Below are 20386 nucleotides of genomic sequence, written 5' to 3'. Positions count from 1 at the left end.
CGCACCGCGGGTCGCCGTGGCTTCTCCCGAGCTACCGTCTCGGGGCCTCGCCGCCGCTGGGTCGCGGAAGGAAGAACTGACATGGACACGAGACACGTTAAGGCTCTGTCCGACTGCATCGACGGGCTTGACCTCCCCGCACATGCCGCAGGCCCTGATGCGGAGGTTTCCGATCCCCTCGGTGAAGACGAGATCGCGCGGACAACGCGGGCCGTGATCCGCACGCTGGAACGACTCGACAAGGAACTACAGCAACAGCGGAGGTTCGCCTCCGACACGTCGCACGAGTTGCGCAACCCCATCGCCGGGCTGCGCGCAGAGCTTGAGCAGGCTCAGTCACATCCAGAGGATGTTCATCTGCACGAGACGCTCCAACGTGCGCTGTGCGCCGTCGACCGGCTGGAGGCGATCATCAGCGATCTGCTTCTGCTGTCCCGGGTGGGGGGCGCTGTGCCGTACGAGCAGGCGCCGGTCGACCTGGCGCAGCTGGTCAAGGCGGAAGTCTCCCGGCGGGCGGACCGTATTCCGGTCCAGTTGCGGCTCGTTCCCGGGGTCTACGTCAAGATCGTCGACATCCAGATCGGCCGGGTACTCACAAATCTGCTGGACAACGCCCAACGGCACGCCGAACGGGTCGTACGGGTCGAGGTCAGCCGTAACGGGCGCACCGCGGAACTGGTGGTCTCCGATGACGGCGAAGGGATCGCCAAAAGCGACCTCGAACGGATCTTCGAAAGATACACCCGGCTGAACGCGGGCCGCCGTCGTGACCGCGGCGGCACCGGCCTCGGGTTGTCGATCGCCCGTGAAATCGCTCAGGCTCACGACGGGACTCTCCATGCCGGAGACTCTCCCATCGGCGGCGCGCGCTTCACGCTCCGGCTTCCCCTCGCCGCCCTTCCGGGCCCCAACGGTGCCAAGAGGCCCGACCAACGGCTGTGCTGATCGTCGATCACGAAGGCGGGCAGAGCACCGGACAGATGCCGGGCCAGATCACGGGCAGCCAGACCGCCCGAAGTGGCCGCCTTCGTCCTCCCAGACGTCCTGCTCTGCCTCTTGCCCCGCCGATACGCCGGGCGCGGGAGTCCGGTCCTGCACGGGAGGCGCACCGTTAGGGTCCCTGGGGGCCGACGCGTATGCGGCCTCCGGCGGTATCACCCGCAACGTTATTCCCTCGTGGCCGTTGATGGTCAGGGTAACCAGCCCGCGGTCCATGGATTGGAACCATCCGACCTTCACGGCCCGGCCGGCGACCGGAATACGGTGCGGAATGTTGCTCCACGCGTCGACGTGCAGTCCGACCCGGAGTGTCATCTTCCCCAGCCGGCGGTCGACGGCTGCGATGAGACCCGGGAGTTCGGCCGCCGCGTCCGTTGACCGGGGCCACCATTCCCCGTCTACAGCACCTGTGCGACGACGGCTGGGTTCCAGGCTGAGCCGTACGGGCACGTCATGCGGCTGCTCCGACAGAACACGGGCGACGGGAACTGCCGGCGTGGAGGGAACGGGCGTCAGCGTCATGATCGGCCGACCTGTCTCAGCCCTGACGGGGCTGCGTTCGATGAAACGCCGCGGACGGTGCCGACGCGACTGCCGACATTCGAAGTGTCCCCGGTAATCCAATTCTACGCCGGCGTGCTCTCGGTGACCCGTCGGCTCCGCCGGGCGCTCCGGCCGGACGAGGTCGATCCCGGCGAGCCTCGTCATCGGCTGTGATCGTCGGCCGGAGGTTGAGTGATGTCGTGTTCGCCGTGGATGACGGCATCCGCCGCCTCGGACAGGCGCAGGCCGCGGGTGCGCGCGTAGACGCACAAGGAGTCGAAAGCGACGTCCATGTCGCTGTGGTGGCGCTCGGCCAGCATCCCCGTGGCCTGCTCCGTGAGCGTGCGACTGCTGAGCGCGATCTGTAGCTGCTCTGCGGCTGCCTCGTCCTGCTCCAGCCTGCGCTGGTGCAGGATGCTGATGGTGGCCACATTGGCCAGCGCCTGCCCGATGTGCAGCTCGTCCGTGGTCAGCCGACCGGCTGCCGTCCGTAGCAGGGTGAGCGCGCCGATGACCCGGTCGCGGTGGCGCATCGGTAGCGCCTGGACCGCGACGAAGCCGGCGAGCTGCGCCGCTGCGGCGAAACGAGGCCAGCGCCCTCCCTCGGCGACCAGATCGGCACATGTCACCGGCCCGCCGGTGCGGTAACAGTCCAGGCCGGGGCCGTCCACCTCTTGGAGGTGGAGGAGTTTCAGCATGCGGGCCTGCTCTGTGGAGGCCGCCATCGGGCGCAGCCGCCCTTGCTGGTCAGCCAGCAGCAGCCCGGCCGCATCGACGTCCAGCAGTCGCACGCAGCGCATGGTGAGCTGGTGCAACAGGTCGACGACGTCGAAGTCTCCGACAAGGGTGTCCGTCAACTCGGCGAACGCGTCGGTCAGCTGGCGTTCCCGCGTCACGACTGCCTCCCGGAGGGATCTGCCGGATGTCAAGTCCCGTCCGACTCGATGAAACCGCAGCAAACGAGTCTCCGCCGCGCGCTTCCGCCGGCGGCAGGCATCGCATGCCGAGGTACGCGTGGCCGGACGTCGTCCTCACGGAGGTTAGTACCTGACTGCACCGAGGTCATGCCGGTGACCTGGCGCGGATGAGCCCGGTTCCGCCGATCGAACACGCGGCCGCCTGCCGTACCGGCTGATCCGTTTGGTGCCGCACGCCCGGGTCGAGGCGCCGGGCGGCCGCTTCGGCATGCTCGACGTGCACGCCCGAATCACGGCCGCGGCGGTGCGGGCGTGGTTCGGCGAGGATCTCCCGAGCGCGGCAGCGTACCCATGATCGCGGTGATGATGACCAGCCGCAGGGCGGAGCGCAGGTTGACGTGGAGCAGGGCCAGCTCGGGCTCCTCCTGGTAGGCGGCGAGGAGGCTGGGCGGCGGCGAGCAGTAGGTCGACAACGCGCCGGCCATGATCATGGTCTGCAGGCACACCGTCTGGGCACCGTCACCCAGCTCCGGCACCTGCTGCCGGACGAGGTGCACCATGGTCGCGAGGCTGTCGAGTGACGCGCGCTTGTGGCGCCGGACGACCTCGACCGAGACGTTGTGCTCAAGGACACCGCCCTGCGCGCCGAACAGGTCGCACAGCACCACGCGGCCGGCCAGCGACTGGCTCAGGACCTCGGCCAGCTGCTCCGCGCGGTCCGCGGCGGGCAGCCGCGCGTCGATGCCGGCGGCCAGCTCGTCGGCCAGCTCCACCAGCCACTTCCGCAGGAAGTCGTCCAGCAGCTCGAGCAGCACCGCCTCGCGGGACTCGAAGTAGCGCAGGGGTCGGTGACCTGCGCCCCCACCACCCGCTCCAGCGCCGCGTACCAGACGGTGATGTCCGGCTCCGCCACGTTCTTGTCCTGCGCGGCACGCGTCCCCGAGATCGTGATGAGTCCCGCCGCCAGAGCCGTCAGCCAGGCTCGATGCGCCTCCGGCACGTCGCTCAGCCGCCGAACCTTGGCCGGACACCCCACGCCTATCGCTTCGGCGGCTTCCGGCACCAGCGCGGGCTTGAGCGCACCATCTGCGGTGACCGCACGTCCGCTCCCCACCCACGATGCCAAGGCACGAGCGGCGGCGAACACGGCACGACCGATCGACATCTCCGTCACCATGACGGGACGGTATCGCCCCGACGGCACGACGCCGACATCGATCGTTCGGGTCGCCACTGACACGCCGACCGACGGGACAGATGGTCAAAGGCCATGCCGCTTGAGTTCCGCCATGAGGTTGCGCTTGCGCTTGTGGGTGGTGCGCAGCCGCTCTACATAGGCGCGCCCGTCGGCCTCGCGACCGAGCCGGTCGTAAAGCTTGGTGATCTGTACGGCCAGGCCGGCGGCCTCGGCGTAGGCGTCGTTGTTCATCAGGGTGATCTTGCTCTCGGCCAGGCGCTCATAGACGGGAATCGCCTCGGCGGGGTGAGTTTCCGCTCGCAATCGAGCCAGCCGCGACCACTGGCCGTCGACGGCGCCGAACTCCACCGCCGCCTGCCACGCATCCTCGTTGCTGTTCTCCCATAACAGCACGTCCACGAGCATGGAGGGCGGCTGCCATCCGGGCAGACCACGCCGCGCCGTGCTCGCGTCATGACGGAGTAGCCCCAGCGCCCAGGCGCGCAGTTCGGGCCAGTGGTCCGGCGTCGCCGCCGCGTGCAGCGCCTGGTAGACCGCGAGGCATCGGTCGCGCTGGAACTGGGCGCGGCGCAGTGCCAACGCCTCATCGCCACGACCGGCGGCGGCATGGGCGGTCGCGGCGAAATCGGCCAAGCGTCGATCGTAGGCACCGTCGGCGGTGGCCAGGCCCCGTTCGGCCCACTCCAGCGCCTCCCGGTCGCGCCCGGCCTCGGTCAGCACTTCGACGATGCCCGAATAGTCGGGACGACTACCGCGACCGAGCACTGTGACCAGGAGGCTGACGTCTCCCCGCGCCCTGGCGTACTCGCGCATCAGCGCGTCCGTGCGCCAGTCCGTGCGGGGCGAGCGCTTCTCCCAGATCCGCCGCAACTGTTCGCCATAGGCGGCCATCCCCGCATGACCGAGCGCGTCCGCGTAGTCGTCGATCGACAGGTCGGGCACGTCGGCATCGCCAAGCTGGCGCTCCAGCAGCCATGAGGCCAGCGTCACGGGATCGTCGCCGGTGGCGGCGCAGGCAGCGGCGTGGACCGCGACCAGCGCCCGGCTCGACTCGCCGATCTGGCCGTCTGAATCGTCGAAGAACTCGTAGTTCTCCGCCACCCGTTCCATGGCCCGCTGAGCCAGGGAGGCCACAGCGGCGCTCTGCCCAGCCTGATGCAGCCGTTCCAGTTCGTCGGCGATGCCGCCGATCGTGTCCGCGTAGTCCCAGCTGCCGTCCCAGTCGACATGGCCACGGACCCGGAGCACGCGGTCGATCCGCTGGCGTAGATCCTGCGCGTCCGTCGCGGGATCAGTCGAGGCTCGCGCCTCCAGCCGGCGCCGGATGTTCCGGTCGCCCTCGGCCAGCTCCATCAGCAGGGCCACCAGCTCCTGCGCGTCGAGCGATGTCAGATAGGAACGCAGATCGAACCGGTCGGGCACGGCCTCGCCGCGTTCCCGCCGGAACAGGTAGACCAGGCCGACCGCGACGCAGTGCTTGCAGAAGTTGCCCTCCTGCCCCCACGGGCAATCGCACACACCGTCCAGGCCACGACGGCCGACGGTCAACTCCACCTCATAGGGTTCCGTGCCGTACACGGTCGCGAAGATCTTTCCACCGTCGATCTGTAGGTCCTCGACGTCGTCGACATAATCGACACCGCGGTCATAGGACTTGACTCCGGCCAGAGCCCGCAGGTCATCCTTGGTAAACCCGGTCATGATCTACCTACCGGACAGCCGGTCCGACACGCGCCGTGCCCGTTCCGGAAGCTCCGCGCCGATCTCCCCGGCGAAGTCGAGGAACTGTGTGTGACCTGGCAGTTCATTCAGGCAGTCGCGGATCAGGGCACGCGCCGTGTCGGTCTCCCCGCGTCGCCAGCCGAGACGCGCGCGCAGATGCCTTAGTTCGGGACCGGCCAGAGCCGGGTGCGTCACCAGCCTTTCCAGCCGGTCGTCGGCCTCGGCGTCTGCCAGCCGTTCCAGAACCAGCAGATGCCAGGTGGCAAGATTCCTGGCCCGCTCACGGCGTTCGAAGCCCGTGTCCCGCCAGGGCACCCGTGTCCTGGTGCCGCCCTCGGCCAGTCGGTCCAGCGCGGCGAGATATCGGTCGGTGAAGTCCAGCCACGCATCGATCCCGCGCAGCATCCGCGCCAGCATGTCGGCCAGCGTGGTCTCCTTCTCGGCCGTCGGCCCGTCCCCGCGCCGGGTCCACCCGTACGCCCGCTCCCAGCGGATCAGCTGCGGGGCTGCCCGCTCGGCAAATCCAGAGAAGCCGTACAGATCGAGATAGGTGGCCCAGAGTAAGGCCACCGCATCCGAGACCACGAAACGCGCGGCGGCCATCGGGTCGTCGGAGCGGAAGTAGTCATAGTCACATGTCTCATCGGACAGGTCGATCAGCAGCTCCAACGCCTGCGCCCCGGTGGCCGCGTCCACCGCCAGCGCCGCCTTGGCGTCCTCGGCCAACCGGGTGAACGTGAAACGCCACCGGGTCCGCTCCTTGGGGGAGACGCGCCGATCACCGGCCATGTAGGCGCCGGCCCGGGCCAGTTCCACGAACCGGCGGACGTCGTCCAGCACCGACTGGACGTCCACCGTCTGCGTGGCGCTCTTGGCCGCGGGCTTGTGCCCATCTGGGGTCAGCTCTGCCTCGATCCGCTCCCTCAGCTGAGCAGATCCGCGCCAGTACAGCGTCCAGAGCGCCTTCTTCAAGCGCTCCTCGTCGAGTGGAGCCAGCGTGGAATAGAACTGCTCGCGACTCATCCGCTGCGAACCCATGGACAGCGATCGTAGCCCGGGGCGGTAATCAACACCCGAATCCGGCATCCGTACGTGGTCGCAGGGCGCGAGCCCGCAGCGCCGCCTGCACGGCGGCGCGCCCGGCGTCGGTGAGACGGTCACCAGGATCACCCAGGCTGCGCTGCCGGTGCAACAGGCCGAGCAGATCCAGGCGGCGGTGGATCGCGCCCATGAGCCAGCCGACGTTTTCCGCGGAGACTGGCGTTCCGCTGGCCGGGTCATGCCAGCCCTCGCCGGCCATGACTTCGGCGACGGCGGCGCGCCGCTCGAAATAGCCGTTGGGAGCCTCGGTGAGGTGCAGCATCAATACGGCCTCCGCCGCGGCGCCCTCGGCGGGATCGGACGGGATCAGGGCGGCCGTCACGACCGACCACAGGGCGGCCGTATCGGCGCCGACCAGGCGTTTCCCCGCCGGAGTGAGGACCAGGGTGCGCTTGCTGCGCCGGACGGCGCCGAGCTGCCGGACAAACTCTCGCAATGTCCAGGCTTCAGGGATGTCGGATTCGGAGCGCGGTCTTCCGGTCAGCGTGAGCCAGTCGAACCGCTGGCAGCCTTCGGTGACGACGGCCCTGGCCAGGGTGTGGTTGGCGGTGAGCGGGATGCCGCCGTCGGTGGCCGCCAGGGTCAGTAGCCAGCGGACCGGTGCCAGCCGTGCCTCCGCGTCCTCGGGAACCGGCGCCGGTGACACGATCCGCGAGGTGATCGTCTTCGTGAGGCGGGCGCGGGCCGCGCCACGAGAGGTGGCCCAGCATTCCATGCGTTCGGAGTGGATGCGTTCCAGCCGGCTCTGCTCGCCGACGGTGCAAGGAGAGGTGAGGAACTCATCGGTGATCCGCTCGGCGTTTGCACGCCATCCGCGGGCGCCAGGAGCGAACTCACCCGCCGCGATCGCCATCTCCAGATGGGCCGCCGTCGCCTGGAAGGCGTCACTTTCCTGAACGCCCATCACACGCCCCCAGGTCAGAACCCCTTCGACATCGGGCGGCTGCACGCCGGAGGCGTTCATGGCCTTCTCCAACGCCTTGAACCCGGCGTCGCGGCCCTGGTGCCAGGCGGTCAGGACCTGCATGGTCGTCTCGGAGACGCAGACGGCGGCGTACCGGGGCATCTCCAGCAGGTCGAACAACGCACCGAGCGTGGCGGCGAGCTGCTGGTGTTCGGCCAGGTCGGTCCACCACTTGGTCGGCAGCAGATACCACAGCCAGTACTGGAGTCCGTACAGGGTGACGGTCTCGACTCCTTCCCCGAAGGTCAGCGAATCGAACGCGGCACGCGCCTGATCGGCTTCGTCCCGGTTGCGACGGGCCAACTCGGCGAGAGCGTCCTCCACCTTGTCGTCCCCGATCCTGCCCACCATCCCCTCCTTCTCATCCTCCGGACGGGCCTGTGCCACCTGGGGGCAATCCGCATGGCTGATTTTGAAGCCTCTCACGGCACCGACGTCCCATAGGTGCGTTGGGGCTGCTCACATGTGGCGAAGTGGTCAAGCACTCTCGATGCGATGGGTTTGACGCGCTCCCCGTCGTTCCCTTCTTCGGGAGGAAGGTGATGGCGATGCGTGAGAGCCATCCAGTGGTCTACAAGCGGTGCGGGTGCACCGAACGGAGCGAGCGGCGCCCGCGGTTGCTCGAGGACGGGCACGGCTCGTGGTACTTCGCGGTGCAGATTCGGGGCCTGTCGGGGCGCCGGGAGTGTGTCCGGCGAGGAGGCTATTTCAGCGCGGGCGAAGCAGAACAAGCCGGGCGGCAGCTGATCGCAGCCGAGCAGGGCGGCCCGATCGGGGCGGGGTGCACGGTAGCCCAGTGGCTGCGGTACTGGCTGGCGACCGATCATGGGATCCGGCCGAGGACGCGTCAGGGGTACGCGGATCACGTCCGGCTGCATCTGGTCCCGGCGCTAGGGCGGATCATGCTGTCGGAACTGTCTCATTGCGATGTACGGCGCATGTTCACTGCGTTGGCCGGGCGCCGGAATCGGTACGGCAGACCACTGGCGACCGCGACACTGGAGCGGATCCGTGCCACGCTGCGGGCTGCCAGCAGGCGCACGGCCGCGCTGGATCCGCAGACGGTACGGCTACTACTCCGTCATGAACGCGACCGGCGGGCGGAGAAGACACGTCGCGGGGAGGCCTGGGACGATATGACGCACGTCTTCACTCGTCCGGACGGCGCTCCGGTGGCACCGGACTACCTGACCTACCGGTTCCATAAACTGGTGCGGAGGAGCGGGCTGCCGCCGTGCGGTTGCACGATCTGTGGCATGGCGTGGTCACGCTGGCACTGGCCGCGCATGTGGATCTGCCGGTGGTCCAGGACCAGGTCGGCCACGCCAGCATCGTGTTCACCGCCGACACCTACACCTCGGTGCTGCCGGACATCGGGCAGCCGGGGCGACGGCGCGGCTGGGGCTGTCGGCGGCGCGCGGGACCGCTCGGAAGGTGCGCAGGGGGCGATGCGGCTGGATGACCCAGGTGTGACCCATCCATGTCCCAGGCCATGATCAAGCGATCTCCCGTTGATGAGAACGCCCAGGTCAGAGGTGGCGGGGCCCCAGGGACTCGAACCCTGAACCGACGGATTGAAATTGCGCAGACCGGAGACCGTACAGTCCCAGCCCCCGTAGATGCTCCGAGTCAGATGATGCCCGACTGGTGAGCGTAGATGGCAGCCTGGACCCGATCCCGGAGTTCGAGTTTGCCCAGGATGCGGTGGACGTGGGTCTTGACGGTTCCCTCGCCGACCAGGAGTCGTCGGGCGATCTCCTGGTTGGACAGTCCTTCCGCCAGGAGTTGGAGCACATCGCGCTCTCTGGCTGTCAACGACTGCAGCCTCGGTGGGTCCGGAGGTCGCGGGGCCGTGCCGGTGAAGTGCGCGATGAGGCGCCGGGTCACGGTGGGTGAGGCGACGCCCTGGCCGGCCGCGACGACGCGGACCGCTGCGACGAGGTCGGCGGCCAGGGTGTCCTTGAGCAGGAACCCGCTGGCCCCGGCCCGTAGGCCCTCGTAGACGTATTCGTCGAGATCGAAGGTGGTGAGGATGATCACGTGGGGTGCTGTGTCAGCGGTGCGGCCGGACCGCAGGCGCCGGGTGGCTTCGATGCCGTCGATGCCGGGCATGCGCACGTCCATCAGCACGACGTCCGGGCGGGTACGGTCGACGACGCTCAGGACCTCGATGCCGTCGCCTGCCTCGCCTGCCACCTCGATGTCCCCGGTCTCATCGAGGATCATGCGGAAGCCGGCGCGGACCAGTGCCTGGTCGTCGGCGATGATGACGCTGATCACGTGTGCTCCAGCGGGAGGGCGGCGGTGATTTTGAAGCCGTCGTCGCAAGGGCCGCCGGTGAGCGTGCCGCCCAGCGCGGCGACGCGCTCCGCGATTCCCCGCAGTCCGTTGCCGCGCGAGTCTGCGGCCTGTGGACGGTCGTCGGCCGGGATGGAGCACTGTGCGGTACCGCCGGTGTCCCGGATATCTATGGTCAGCGCGTCCAGGGAGAAGTCGAGCCGGACGCGCGCCCGGGCGCCGGGGCCGGCGTGCTTGATCGTATTGGTGAGAGCCTCCTGCACGATCCGGTAGGCCGACAGCTCGACAGCGGCCGGCAGCGGCATGGCCTCGCCGGTGATGACGAATTCGACCGGTGTGCCGCTGTCGCGTACGCCGTCGATGAGGCCGGGCAGAGCGGCGAGACGCGGCTGCGGCGCCAGGTCGGGTCCGGTCCCGGCGCGTACGAGACCGAGGAGGCGCCGCATCTCCGCCAGGGCGGCACGGCCGGTGGTCACGATCTCCGCCAGTGCCTTCTCGGCCCGTTCGGGGCGTCGGGCAATCGCGGCCTGGCCGCCCTGTGCCTGCACCACCATCACCGACAGTCCGTGGGCGACGACGTCGTGCAGTTCGCGCGTGATCCGGCCGCGTTCGGCCGCCACCGCCAGCGCGGCGCGCTGGTCGCGCTCGCGTTCGAGATCGGCCGCTCTCTGCGTCAGGACCGCCAGATGGGCCCGCCGTGTCCTGACATTGTCACCGACCGCCCAGGCGACCACGAGCAGGAGCGCCGGCACCACTGCGGCGGCAGCCGCCGTCAGCGCTCCGCTCTCCTGCCATGAGGAGCCGAGCAGGGATTTCGCCGGCGTGCCCTGCCAGGCTTCCGTTCCTAGGCCGAATCCGGCTCGCACGAGCAGGTGCACACCGTACAGGGCGGTGAGCAGCCCACCCAGCGTGATCATGCCGATCCTCCGAGACCTGGTCGTGGCCACCATCGTGTACAGAACGACAAGGACCGCGAAGTCGACAGGCAGGACGTCCATGAAGGGATCGGCCTGATGCGCGGCGGCTCCGGCCGCGGCCAGCAGGATCGCTGCCCATGGCCAGCGGTGGCGGAGGAACAGCGCGACGATCAACGCGGAGGTGGCGAGCCACCACACCGTGACGTGCGTGTGCCACCCGGCAGCCGAGCCGAATGCCTGCAGCAACTTGTCGTGCGCTCCGCTGGTGAGGAACACATCGGAGCCGACCAGGATGCTCGCACCGGCGGTGAGCAGCGCGAAACCGGAATCGATCAGGATGCGGCGGAGGGCGGCGAGCCGGATCCCGGGTTCGGCGTCGCCTTCCCCGATCCGCATGTCAGTCACTGCCCCAGCGTACGAAGCCGTGCTCCGCGGGCAAATCTATCGATCGGCAGACATGTGCCTCCATCTCACGGCAGACGCGCGATGCCGCAGGCCCGGGTGAGCCTTGTCGGCATGACCCGTCACCTTCTTGCCCTGACGCTGGCCGCGAGTGTGCTGACCGCGTGCTCGGGCACCACCCCCGCCGGCGGCACCGGCGAATCATCTGCCGACGGCGCGACCGACGAGCGGCAGACGGCACTCGCCGTCGGCAAGCGCTTCGCCCAGTGCGGACGCGAACACGGCCAGCCCGACTTTCCCGACCCGGTCATCCGGGACGGAAAGCTCGACTTCCCCGCACGCGACGGCGATGCGCTCAAACGCGCGCTCGAGGCCGTACAGAAGGTCCCCGAATGCGGCAAGATCCTTGAGGAACTCCCCGCGTCCATGAAGGACGACAAGCCCGCGGTCGACGCTGCGGACATGAGCCAGCTTCTGCTGTTCGCCCAGTGCGTGCGCCGCAACGGCATACCGGAGTGGCCCGACCCCAAGTCCGACGGTACCTTCCCCGTCGCCGGTACTCCCCTGGAGGCGGAGGGCAAGTCGCAGCGGTGGCTGACCGCGCAGGAGGCGTGCAAGCAGCACTGGGACCGAGGGATCAGCATCTCATGAAAGCGGCCCGCGTTCTGGCGGTGTGTGCCGTGGCGGTCGGCGCCGGCGCCGTGGTTGCCTGGCAGGTCGCCCGCCCGTCCGCACCTCCGGTGCGTCCGGCTTCGACCGTGGCCACCGCCACCGCTCCGATCAGCCGGGGTGTGGTCGCCGCCCGCGTCCAGCTCCCCGGCGTGCTCGGCTACGATGGCGATTTCGCCGTCGTCGATTACCTCCCTGCCGGGGTGCTCACCGGCGTCCCCCGGCTCGGCACCACGATTAGGCGTGGTGCGACGCTGTTCACGGTGGACGGGAAGCCGGTCAGGTTGCTGTACGGTCCACGGCCCGCCCACCGCGGCTTCGCCCTGGGCATGAGCGACGGCGAGGACGTCCGTCTCCTGGAACGCAACCTTCGCGCGCTCGGCATGGACCCCGGCCGTGCGATGACCGTGGATCGCAGGTTCACCTGGGCGACCGCCGCCGCCGTCCGCCGCTGGCAGGCGTCCCTGCACCTGCCGCTCGCCCACCGCACCGGGCGTATCGCCCTCGGAGAGGTGGCCTTCCTGCCCGGCCCGACGCGGGTGCGACGCGTACGGCTCCCCGCCGGCTCCCTGGTCGCCCCGGGAGCCCAGGTGCTGTCGGCCACATCGGCGACCCAGGTGGTCCGTGTGTCGCTGCCCACCGACCGGCGCACCGCCGTACGAACCGGAGATCGCGTCCTGCTCACACTGCCCGGTACGGATCGGGAGTTGAGCGGAAGAGTGCGTGAGATCGGCGACGTGGCCTCCGCTCCACCGGACGGCGCCGGACCGGCCACGGTCCCCGTGCGGATCGTTTTCCACCCGCCGCGCGGCCTCGCCCGCCTGGACGAGGCGCCGGTGCAGGTGACCATCACCACCGAGCTGCGGCGCGGCGTGCTCACCATGCCGGTCTCCGCGCTGCTCGCCCGTCCCGGCGGCGGCTACCAGGTGGCCGTCGTCGCGACAGGCGGACGGCGCCTGGTCCCGGTACGGCCCGGCCTGTTCGACGAGGCCACGAGCACAGTCGAAGTCAGCGGCGCCGGGCTGGCAGAGGGAACTCGTGTTGAGGTGCCGGTCACATGAGTGACGTCGTGCTCTCCCTGGCCGGGGTGACGAGGACCTACGCCGGGACGCCTCCGGTCGAATCGCTGCGCGGTGTCGACCTCAGCGTGACCGCCGGAGAGTTCCTCGCCGTCGTCGGTCCCTCCGGCTCCGGCAAGACCACGCTGCTGAACATCGCGGCCTGCCTGGACCGTCCCACGCACGGCGAGGTCCACCTGGCCGGTCATTCCGTCGCGCGCCTGCCGGACCGCCTGCTGTCGAGCGTGCGCGCGCACGTCCTCGGCGTCGTGTTCCAGCAGTTCTTCCTGCTGGAACAACTGACCGCCGTGCAGAACGTCGCCACCGGCCTGCTGTACCGGGGAGTCCCCGCCAGGGCCCGGCGAGAGGCGGCGATCGAGGCGCTGACGCGGGTCGGCCTCGCTGCCCGCGCCCACCACCGGGCACGCGAGCTGTCCGGCGGCGAACGACAACGCGTCGCGATCGCCCGCGCGCTGGTAGGCCGCCCGGCTCTCGTCCTGGCCGACGAGCCCACCGGCAACCTCGACAGCGTCACCGGCGGCAACATCCTGGACATGCTGCGGGAACTGAACGGCCAGGGCGTCACGCTGGTCGTCATCACCCATGACCACGTCGTGGCCTCGACCGCCGCTCGCCAGGTGGAACTTCGCGACGGCCGCGTCGTGAGCGATTCGGCCGGCAGTGGGCGGCACCACCAGGAGAGGTCCGCCGCGCCTTCGACTATCGACGGGAGCCCCCCATGACACCCCCGTCCCGGCTACGGGCCGCAGACCTGCCCGGCCTCGCCACGCTGGGCCTGCACGCCCGGCCCCTGCGCGCGGCCCTGTCGATCCTGGGGATCGCCATCGGCATCGCAGCGGTGGTCGCCGTGCCTGGCATCACCCGCTCCAGCCAGTCGGCCCTCATCGCCGGCATCGACCGGCTCGGCACCGATCTGCTGACCGTCGTCAACGGCAGGACCCTGACGAGTGAGGAAACCCGCCTGCCCACCACGGCACCCGTCGCCGTCGCCCGTACGCCATGGGTGCGCGCGGTGGCCGCGACCGCCGAACTGCCCCTGCAGGTCTACCGGACCGACCGAATCCCCCGCTACCGCACGGGAGGACTCGACGTCCGCGCAGCCGAACCGGCCCTGCTTTCCACCCTGGGCGCAAGCATGCTGCAAGGCGTCTTCCTCACCGAGGCCACCGGCCACTACCCGACGGCCGTCCTCGGCCACGCCGCCGCCACCGATCTGGGGATCGCCGAAGCCGGCCAGGGCATACGCATCTGGCTCGCCGGGCACTGGTTCACCGTCATCGGCATCCTCCAGCCCCTGGAGCTGGCTCCGGAAATCAACCGATCAGTCCTGATCGGCGCGCCCACGGCGGCGGACCTGTTCGGCTACGACGCTCATCCGACCCGCCTCTACATCCGCACCATCACCGAACGCACGACCGACGTCGCGGCCATGCTGAGCAGAGCGGTCAACCCACAGGCGCCCGAAACCGTGGACGTCAGCCGCCCCTCCGACGCCCTCACCTCTCGCCTGCTCGTGGCGGACTCCACCACCTCGCTCCTTGTCGGGCTCGGTGGCGTGATCCTGCTCGTCGGCGGCATCGGCATCGCGAACGTCATGGTGGTGTCCGTGATGGAACGCCGTCACGAGATCGGCCTGCGCCGTGCGCTGGGTGCGACCCGATTCCACGTCGCCACGCAGTTCCTCGCGGAATCCCTCCTCCTGGGAGGCCTCGGCGGCGCCGTCGGCGTCCTGCTAGGGGCCGCCGCCACCTACGGCACGTCGATCGCCCGGGGCTGGCAGCCCGTTCTGACCGCACCGCTCCTTGCCGCGGCCCTTGCCGCCGCCCTGCTCGTCGCCACGCTCGCCGGAGCGTATCCAGCGGCACGCGCAGCCAGCCTTCCGCCCACTCACGCTTTACGGTCGGGCTGACCCCCCTGTCACGAGGCTTCCGCCACCATCGCGCAACCATCGGTTGCATTCGCGTTTTCTTATCGCGCCACGTTGATGCAACCAAGAGTTGCGTAAGGGGTGAACGAATGCCTGTCAACCACATCGAGCAGGATGTGCTCATCAAGGCGCCCGTAGAGGTCGGGTGGCGGGCGGTCACCGAGCCTGATCAGCTCAGCCGCTGGTGGACCGACTCCACCGAGGGATACTTCGGACCTGCCGGGCGCGGAGCCCTGGTCTGGGAAGACAAGGCGTCCCACGAGCGGGCGGTCGTGCTGATTCAGGTCGAGCGGGTGGAGCCGTACCGGCTGTTCTCGTTTCGCTGGCTGTACCCGGATGGGGCCGGCGTCAGAGAGGACAATTCGGGCACCGGAGCTCTACCGAGGCGGGCCGCGGGTGGCAGCCGAGTGGAACGACTGGTTCTCTGCCCTCGGCCGCCATTTGGTCGACAAGGGCAACCCGACCTTCCGGCGGAACATGAAGAGCGCTCCTACAGTGAATCTGCCATGAGGACCGATGCGGCGGGAGCCACATATGCGGGTGTCCAGTTGGGACGACGGAGAAGGATCAGTGTCACGGGTGCTGATCAGCACCGAGAGGCTGCCGGAGGCCGACCGGTTCGATTTCCTCCGTGAGCGTGCTCTGGCCCTGCCGGAGCCGGTGGAGTTCGTCAATGAGATGCCTGCGGAGCCGTTCGAGGCGTGTCTGCGTTTCCAGAACCTCGGCGCGCTGACCGTGGGCTCCTTCACCTCGGCGGGGCCCGTGGCGGTGGGGATCCGGCGCACGCCACGTCTGGTTCGTACGGCGGACCCCGAGATGGTCCGCCTGCTGGTCAACGTGCACGGTCTGACGGGGGTCGCGCAGAGCGACAGCGGGGAGGTCCTGTTCGCCGGTGAGGTGGGCCTGCACGACACCTCGCGCCCGTATTACGGCTGGCATCGGGCCGACGGGTCGCGCCGGGCGCGGCTGTTCATGCTCTCCTTCCACCGGCAGGCGTTCCCCGCCCTGCCCGCGTCCACGTTCGACCGGCTCACAGGGACGAAGCTGGGGGCTTCAGCGGCTATGCGCCGGCTGGCGGCCACGCTGGCGGATCGTGTGCTCACCGACGCCGACCACTACATGGCCTCGGATCCGTCTCGGGTGGCATCGATCCTCGCAGGCGTGGTCGAGGGGTTGTTCGGTCACGTGCTGGACCAGCGGGACCCACCTGCTACGGCAGTGGGCGACCGGGTTCTTCTGCACCGGGTGCAGGCGTTCATCGAGCAGCGGCTCGACGACCGCACCCTGTCACCTGCCTTGATCGCCGCGGCCTTCCACATCAGCCCACGGACGCTACAGCGTCTGTTCGCGAGCCAGGAGCGGGGTCAGGGGGTCGCCGCGTGGATCCGCCGCCTGCGGCTGGGGCGGTGCCGGCGCGATCTCGGCGATCCGCACCTCGCGGACCGGCCGGCGCACGCGGTGGGACTGCGGTGGGGATTCGCCGATCCCGCTCACTTCACCCGCGCCTTCCGAGCCGCCTATGGCGTCACGCCGGCCGCTTACCGGCGCGGGAAACAGATCGGCAGCGGCGCGAACGGAAGCGGGAGCGGCCCGGCCGTCCCGTCATGGCTGTCCACCAGCGACACGGAGGTGTAAGGCAGGTGCCAGGTCGTGTCTGCACATTCACGGCCCTGCGGCGCGTGGCTGGTGTGGCGCTTGACGGCCATCTCGACCGCGCGGGCCTCTTGGCGGGGGCCGGCTACCGGCAGCCGTGGGTGCCGGTGCCTGCCGTGCGGCCGGTCGTCGTGTGACCCCCGCCGGCCACCGGCGCGGTGTCCGCCGGCCCTGGATCGCCGGCGAGGGCGGCGGAGTCGCCGGCCGAAGTCGGCACGGCCGCCCGGCCCATGACATGGCATGAGGCGATGAACATGGATGTGCTGCCTTTCGGCGCGGTGAGAGTCCCCGGCGGGCCCGAGGTCATGATCGAGTGTTCGCGGTGACAGGCCGCTCGTCATTGACAATCCGCGCCATAGCCTTGGCCGTCACTGCCATGTCGCCGCCCGGGGGTACCGGTCACGGCTCCACGACGGTGATCAGTACCAGGCGGTCCGGAACTGCCGGTCGCCGAGCTGGGCGTACGCGTACGCCTGGTCCTTGTAGCTCCGGTTCACCGCCATCGGGCTCCAGGCGAGACCGGTCACGTTGACCGCGCAGCGAGACCGATAGTCGTAGGTCGAATAGACGCAGACGGTGTACCGGGCAGTGGTGCCGGAATTGGTGACCCGGCCCCACGACGCCTGGCAGGCGTCGCTCCACCAGTTCTCGACGTAGGCGCCGAAGTCCATAACCGTGGCGCCCCCCAGCACGGCGTCGTACGCGCAGCCCATGGCCTCTGGATCCTTGTTCGAGCAGCTCGGAAGGCCGTTCTCCCCGGCACCCCGGCAGCCGACGCTCGCGCTCGCGCTCTGTGCCGTCGCCGCCACCGGCACCACGGCGCCGGCCGCTAGCACCAGGGCCGCCGCCAGCCCTCTCCACTTCCGCATGCCCGTCCACTCCTCGTGATCGTCCTTCGGGCCGGGCCCGTGCCCACGGGCCCGCGTACGAGACCATCCGAGCAGTGAGGCGACCGTACGGCCAGGCGTGCGGACAGACCACGAACAACCGCAGACCAACCTCAGGCCACAGGCGGAACACGGCCGGACGACCGTCGGACCCCGGTGAGGGGCTTGGTCCCGCTCCGCAACTTCGACGCGTTTCGGAGGGCGCTCTCCTCACTCGTTGATCATGTAGCGTCCTCATCAGGAGCGGCGGCCGCGGCCCATGGGAGAGAGCATGCGAGAGGAGACGTCCGGCGGCGACAGCGGGACGGCCCGCCTGGAGTTGCGGATCGCGCTGCGCCGCCTGCGCCGTGAGCGCGGCCTGTCGCAGCGTGACCTCGTCCGTCCCCTGCATCTGGCCTCGCACAGCGCGATAGCGGATTACGAGTCAGGACGGCGGCTGCCGCCGGCGGACATCCTCGCCGCGTACGAGCGCCACTTCGGGCTCACTCCGGGGCGCCTTAAGGAACTGCGTGACCGGGCCCTGGTGGAGCGGGCCGCGGCGGAGGCCCGGACCGCACGTAAGCCGGGTCCGGGGGAAGACGGCCGATCCTTTCGGCCCGTCGCTGTCCCCCGGCAGCTTCCGGCCGGGACCACGCTCTTCACCGGCCGGGCCGGGGAGCTGGCGGCGCTCGACTCCCTCCCGGACGGCGCGCCCGCCGGGACGGTGATCGCGGTCGTCACCGGCATGGCGGGCGTCGGCAAGACCAGCCTGGCCGTGCAGTGGGCCCACCGGGCCCGCGACCGCTTCCCCGACGGCGACCTGTACGTGGACCTGCGAGGCCACCACCCGACGGGCGCGCCGCTCGATCCCGGCGACGTGCTGGACATGTTCCTCGGCGCGCTCGGTGTGACCCGGGATCGGATACCCCCCACGCCGGACGAGCGGGCCGCGCTCTACCGGACGCTGCTGGCCGGTCGCGCCGTTCTGGTGGTCCTCGACAACGCCCGCGACGTCGAGCAGGTGCGCCCACTGCTGCCTGGGGCGGGCCCTTGTGCCGTGCTCGTCACCAGCCGCAGCCGGATGGCGGGCCTGGTCGCCCGGGAGGGGGCGGTCCGCATCGCTCTCGACGTGCTCGACGCGCACGAGTCGGCGGAGCTGTTACGGCATGCCATCGGGTCCGATCGGGCCGATGCCGAGCCTCTGGCGGTCGCGGATCTCGCCCGCCACTGCGCCTATCATCCCCTCGCGCTGCGAGTCGTGGCCGAACGGGCCGGCTCCCGGCCGGCGCCGCTCGCCGAGACCGTCGCCGAGCTGGCGGACCGCAGGGGACGCCTCGACGTCCTCGCCCCCCACGACGACGAGGCCACCGCCGTCCGCACCGTCTTCCGATGGTCGTACGAGGCCCTGTCGTCGCCGGCCCGTGAGCTGTTCCGGCTTCTGGGCCTGCACGACGGACCGGACGTGGGCGTGCCGGCCGCCGCGGCCCTGGCGGACGTGACAGCGGGCGAGGGCGCACGGCTGCTCGGCGAACTGGCCGCCACCCACCTGCTGACCGAGCATGCCCCCGGCCGGTATCGGCTACACGACCTGCTGCGCCTGTACGCGGGCGAGCGGGTGCTCGCCGAGGAGGACCGGGCGGCGCGGACGGCCGCCGTACGGCGGTTCGCCGGGTGGTATCTGCACAGCGCCTGCGCGGCCCGCGTCGCCGTGAGCCCGGGGTTGCCCGCGATGCGTCCCGAGCCCGTGGAGCTCGCCGTGCCCGCGACGTCCTTTTCCGGCCACGCCGAGGCGCTCGCCTGGTGCGAGGCCGAGCTGCCCAACCTGGTCGCCGCGACCGAGGCGGCCGAGGAGGCCGGTCTGCACCGGATCGCCTGGCAGCTCCCGACCGCCCTGTACGGGTTCTTCGACCTGCGCAAACGCTACGCGGAGTGGATCGGCACCCACGAGATCGCCCTGCGCTGTGCTCGCGAGGCAGGGGACCGGGAGGCCGAGGGACGCATCCTGTGCAATCTCGGCAACGCCCACCTGCCGGCCCACCGCCCGGACGAGGCGCTGTCGGCCTACCAGGAGTCGCTCGCCATCTTCCGGGAGGTCGGCTACCGGCAGGGGGAGGCCAAGGCCCTGGGCAACTTCGGCGCCACCTACGACGCGCTGGGACGCTGGGGCGAGGCCGCCGAGGCCCACGAGCGCTCGCTGGTCATCTTCAGGGAGATCGGAGACCCGTACGGCGAGGCCCTGACCCTCTCCAACATCGGCGACCTGCGGCACCGGCAGAGCAGGCCCGCCGAGGCGGCGGAGCTGCACCGGCGGGCGCTCGCCATCTCCCGCGCCATCCCCGACCCGCACGGGGAGGCGCGGGCGCTCGGCAACCTGTGCACCGTCGCGGCCCGCCTCGGTAAGCCGGAGGAGGCCCTCCAGCACGGGACCGGGGCGCTCGAACTGTTCCGCGCCCTCGGCGACCGGTACCAGGAGGCGCTCCTGCTGGCCTGCCTCGGCGAGGTCCACGACGCCCTCGCCGATCCCGGGCGGGCGGAGGAGTGCCTGCGGCAGGCGTCGGCGCTGTTCCACGAGATCGGCGACGACCGCCAGGAGGCCCGCGTTTTGGACCTCCTGGCGTCACGCCAACCACCCCACACTCGGAAACCGCGGGAGTGAGCCCAGCCACCCCTACAACATGTCATCCAGCGCCTGTACGAGCCGCGGCAGCGCCTGGCAAGCCCCAGCTGACCAGGGTTATGCAGCGACCGGCTTGAGGTCGTGATGGACGACGAGGTCGTCGAAATCCTCAACGGTCAAGGTCGCGAGAAGGATGCCTTAGGTCGGACAGGACGCAGTGATACACAGGTCGTTCATCGGATGGCTTGACCCGCAGAATCTCGGCGGCGCGGCGGCCAGCTCGCCCCTGGTAACCGCGACATCCTCGGCTCCCATCATCACCGGCTGGCTGGACAGCCAGCGCTTGGCCTCGCGGCCACTATGGACGCCCCACTGGCGCACCTCGATTCAGCCTTTTGCGCTGCGCGTGTCCAGGACGACGGGCGACACCTACGTCGAGCGGGCGCGGGCCAAGCTCGGCGCCGGCAGTAAAGCTGGCCCCACACGCCCTCGGTTGATGCAAACCGGACCCCGA

17 protein-coding genes are annotated in these 20386 nt (G+C 70.1%); 8 read left to right on the top strand and 9 right to left on the bottom strand.

The window, feature by feature from the left end; genetic code table 11:
* The first annotated feature begins 81 nt into the window (after positions 1-81).
* On the top strand, positions 82-945 hold the full coding sequence (locus HHX33_RS14335; RefSeq protein WP_182875022.1) for a sensor histidine kinase: 864 nt from the start codon (positions 82-84) through the stop codon (positions 943-945).
* Between the two features lie 48 nt (positions 946-993).
* Here the strand turns inward: HHX33_RS14335 and HHX33_RS37695 are convergent, their stop codons facing one another.
* The 6 genes from HHX33_RS37695 to HHX33_RS14310 form a co-directional block, all read right to left on the bottom strand.
* Entirely contained in the window at positions 994-1521 is a 528-nt protein-coding gene (locus HHX33_RS37695; RefSeq protein ID WP_220501811.1) for a DUF5994 family protein, read from the bottom strand.
* 182 nt (positions 1522-1703) lie between these two features.
* A complete protein-coding gene (locus tag HHX33_RS14330; protein WP_182875021.1) occupies positions 1704-2438 on the bottom strand; it encodes a GAF and ANTAR domain-containing protein in 735 nt (244 codons plus the stop codon).
* Positions 2439-2749: 311 nt separating this feature from the next.
* Positions 2750-3274 (bottom strand): TetR/AcrR family transcriptional regulator, encoded by a 525-nt coding sequence (locus tag HHX33_RS14325; protein ID WP_310741370.1) that lies wholly within the window; start codon positions 3272-3274, stop codon positions 2750-2752.
* Positions 3275-3720: 446 nt separating this feature from the next.
* Complete coding sequence (locus tag HHX33_RS14320) at positions 3721-5358, bottom strand: SWIM zinc finger family protein (RefSeq protein ID WP_182875020.1); 1638 nt, start codon at positions 5356-5358, stop codon at positions 3721-3723.
* A 3-nt stretch (positions 5359-5361) separates the two neighbouring features.
* Positions 5362-6417 (bottom strand): hypothetical protein, encoded by a 1056-nt coding sequence (locus HHX33_RS14315; protein WP_182875019.1) that lies wholly within the window; start codon positions 6415-6417, stop codon positions 5362-5364.
* Positions 6418-6445: 28 nt separating this feature from the next.
* A complete protein-coding gene (locus tag HHX33_RS14310; RefSeq protein ID WP_182875018.1) occupies positions 6446-7795 on the bottom strand; it encodes a hypothetical protein in 1350 nt (449 codons plus the stop codon).
* Between the two features lie 883 nt (positions 7796-8678).
* Here HHX33_RS14310 and HHX33_RS14305 point away from each other — a divergent pair.
* Positions 8679-8906, top strand: coding sequence for a hypothetical protein (locus tag HHX33_RS14305; protein ID WP_182875017.1), 228 nt, complete (start codon positions 8679-8681; stop codon positions 8904-8906).
* A 167-nt stretch (positions 8907-9073) separates the two neighbouring features.
* Here the strand turns inward: HHX33_RS14305 and HHX33_RS14300 are convergent, their stop codons facing one another.
* Together HHX33_RS14300 and HHX33_RS14295 are read right to left on the bottom strand one after the other, a co-directional pair.
* Positions 9074-9724, bottom strand: a complete 651-nt coding sequence (locus tag HHX33_RS14300; RefSeq protein ID WP_182875016.1) for a response regulator — start codon at positions 9722-9724, stop codon at positions 9074-9076.
* A complete protein-coding gene (locus HHX33_RS14295) occupies positions 9721-11055 on the bottom strand; it encodes a sensor histidine kinase (RefSeq protein ID WP_310741381.1) in 1335 nt (444 codons plus the stop codon). Before HHX33_RS14295 ends, HHX33_RS14300 begins: the two co-directional genes overlap by 4 nt.
* A 120-nt stretch (positions 11056-11175) precedes the next feature.
* On the opposite strand from HHX33_RS14295, the gene HHX33_RS14290 reads away from it, so the two are divergent.
* From HHX33_RS14290 to HHX33_RS14270, 5 genes are all read left to right on the top strand, one after another.
* Positions 11176-11712: a hypothetical protein gene (locus tag HHX33_RS14290; RefSeq protein WP_182875014.1), complete on the top strand. Its 537-nt coding sequence runs from the start codon at positions 11176-11178 to the stop codon at positions 11710-11712.
* Positions 11709-12791 (top strand): peptidoglycan-binding protein, encoded by a 1083-nt coding sequence (locus tag HHX33_RS14285; protein WP_182875013.1) that lies wholly within the window; start codon positions 11709-11711, stop codon positions 12789-12791. Before HHX33_RS14290 ends, HHX33_RS14285 begins: the two co-directional genes overlap by 4 nt.
* The gene (locus tag HHX33_RS14280; protein WP_182875012.1) at positions 12788-13531 is read left to right on the top strand and encodes an ABC transporter ATP-binding protein; all 744 of its coding nucleotides are present in this window, start codon (positions 12788-12790) and stop codon (positions 13529-13531) included. Before HHX33_RS14285 ends, HHX33_RS14280 begins: the two co-directional genes overlap by 4 nt.
* On the top strand, positions 13528-14718 hold the full coding sequence (locus HHX33_RS14275) for an ABC transporter permease (protein WP_182875011.1): 1191 nt from the start codon (positions 13528-13530) through the stop codon (positions 14716-14718). Before HHX33_RS14280 ends, HHX33_RS14275 begins: the two co-directional genes overlap by 4 nt.
* Positions 14719-15315: 597 nt before the next feature.
* Positions 15316-16371: a helix-turn-helix domain-containing protein gene (locus HHX33_RS14270; RefSeq protein WP_182875010.1), complete on the top strand. Its 1056-nt coding sequence runs from the start codon at positions 15316-15318 to the stop codon at positions 16369-16371.
* 437 nt (positions 16372-16808) lie between these two features.
* On the opposite strand, the gene HHX33_RS14265 is transcribed toward HHX33_RS14270, so the two are convergent.
* Positions 16809-17258, bottom strand: a complete 450-nt coding sequence (locus HHX33_RS14265; protein WP_182875009.1) for a DUF2690 domain-containing protein — start codon at positions 17256-17258, stop codon at positions 16809-16811.
* Between the two features lie 289 nt (positions 17259-17547).
* On the opposite strand from HHX33_RS14265, the gene HHX33_RS14260 reads away from it, so the two are divergent.
* Complete coding sequence (locus HHX33_RS14260) at positions 17548-19911, top strand: ATP-binding protein (protein ID WP_182875008.1); 2364 nt, start codon at positions 17548-17550, stop codon at positions 19909-19911.
* The last annotated feature ends 475 nt before the right edge of the window (positions 19912-20386 follow it).

The sequence above is a fragment of the Microbispora sp. H10670 genome, assembly GCF_014161385.1.
Classification (GTDB): domain Bacteria; phylum Actinomycetota; class Actinomycetes; order Streptosporangiales; family Streptosporangiaceae; genus Microbispora; species Microbispora triticiradicis.
The sequence above is the reverse complement of the archived record's forward strand: the minus strand, read 5'-3'. Positions and strand labels throughout refer to the sequence as shown.

Excerpts from the sequence above, each read along its gene's own strand:
- HHX33_RS14335 (WP_182875022.1), top strand. The coding sequence starts at position 82 with ATGGACACGAGACACGTTAAGGCTCTGTCCGACTGCATCGACGGGCTT.
- HHX33_RS37695 (WP_220501811.1), bottom strand. The coding sequence starts at position 1,521 with ATGACGCTGACGCCCGTTCCCTCCACGCCGGCAGTTCCCGTCGCCCGT.
- HHX33_RS14320 (WP_182875020.1), bottom strand. The coding sequence starts at position 5,358 with ATGACCGGGTTTACCAAGGATGACCTGCGGGCTCTGGCCGGAGTCAAG.
- HHX33_RS14315 (WP_182875019.1), bottom strand. The coding sequence starts at position 6,417 with ATGGGTTCGCAGCGGATGAGTCGCGAGCAGTTCTATTCCACGCTGGCT.
- HHX33_RS14310 (WP_182875018.1), bottom strand. The coding sequence starts at position 7,795 with ATGGTGGGCAGGATCGGGGACGACAAGGTGGAGGACGCTCTCGCCGAG.
- HHX33_RS14295 (WP_310741381.1), bottom strand. The coding sequence starts at position 11,055 with ATGCGGATCGGGGAAGGCGACGCCGAACCCGGGATCCGGCTCGCCGCC.
- HHX33_RS14290 (WP_182875014.1), top strand. The coding sequence starts at position 11,176 with ATGACCCGTCACCTTCTTGCCCTGACGCTGGCCGCGAGTGTGCTGACC.
- HHX33_RS14285 (WP_182875013.1), top strand. The coding sequence starts at position 11,709 with ATGAAAGCGGCCCGCGTTCTGGCGGTGTGTGCCGTGGCGGTCGGCGCC.
- HHX33_RS14280 (WP_182875012.1), top strand. The coding sequence starts at position 12,788 with ATGAGTGACGTCGTGCTCTCCCTGGCCGGGGTGACGAGGACCTACGCC.
- HHX33_RS14275 (WP_182875011.1), top strand. The coding sequence starts at position 13,528 with ATGACACCCCCGTCCCGGCTACGGGCCGCAGACCTGCCCGGCCTCGCC.
- HHX33_RS14265 (WP_182875009.1), bottom strand. The coding sequence starts at position 17,258 with ATGCGGAAGTGGAGAGGGCTGGCGGCGGCCCTGGTGCTAGCGGCCGGC.
- HHX33_RS14260 (WP_182875008.1), top strand. The coding sequence starts at position 17,548 with ATGCGAGAGGAGACGTCCGGCGGCGACAGCGGGACGGCCCGCCTGGAG.